This is a genomic window from Streptomonospora alba, assembly GCF_000826685.1.
Classification (GTDB): Bacteria; Actinomycetota; Actinomycetes; order Streptosporangiales; family Streptosporangiaceae; genus Streptomonospora; species Streptomonospora alba.
On record NZ_JROO01000087.1, the window covers coordinates 1 to 931 of the forward strand.

Annotated in this window: 1 protein-coding gene; it reads left to right on the forward strand. The window is 71.3% G+C overall.

Annotated features, from left to right (window positions below):
- A partial coding sequence (locus tag LP52_RS25375) for a pentapeptide repeat-containing protein (protein ID WP_169775412.1) occupies positions 1–931 on the forward strand: 931 nt, incomplete at both ends.

Here is a 931-nt window from a genome sequence, read left to right on the forward strand (position 1 = left end):
CACGCCGCCGTGCGGCTGGCCGGGGTGCACGCCCTGGCCCACCTGGCCGACGACGCCCCGCCGGGCCGGGAGGACCTGGTGCAGATGGTCATCGACGTGCTGTGCGCCTACCTGCGCATGCCCTACACCCCCGCACCCGACCCGCTGCCCGCGTGGCCCTCCGAAGAAGAGAGGGCCGAGCACCGCGACCGCGAGCTGGAGTTCGCCTCCTTCCGCGAAGTGCGGCACACCGTCATCCGTGTCATCGGCGACCGCCTGCGCGAGCCCACCCGCTGGCGGGGCAAGAACTACGACTTCACCGGCGCCGTCTTCGACGGCGGTGATCTCACCGGTGCCCACTTCGCCGGCGGGAAGGTGTACTTCGTCGGGGCCCGCTTCACCGGCGGGAAGGTGGACTTCTTCGGGGCCCGCTTCGCCGGCGCGACGGTGGACTTCAACGGGGCCTTCTTCGCCGGCGCGACGGTGGACTTCAGCGGGGCCCGCTTCACCGGCGGGAAGGTGGACTTCGGGGCCCACTTCGACGGCGCGACGGTGCACTTCAACGAGGCCCACTTCGCCAGCGCGACGGTGCACTTCGGGACCTTCGACGGCGCGACGGTGGACTTCACCGGGGCCCACTTCACCGGCGCGACGGTGCACTTCACCAGGACCTTCTTCGCCGGCGCGACGGTGCACTTCACCAGGGCCCGCTTCACCGGCGGGCAGGTGGACTTCAACGGGGCGGCCCTCTACGACGGCGGGCAGGTGGACTTCACCGGGGCCCTCTTCGCCGGCGGGCAGGTGCACTTCAACGCCGTCTTCGCCGGCGGGCAGATGGACTTCACCGAGGCCCGCTTCACCGGCGCGACGGTGGACTTCGCCAGGGCCGCGGAGATGACCGCCGAGGTGAAGAACCCTCGGTTGATGGCCGACATGGCGGTCTTGTCGCGCG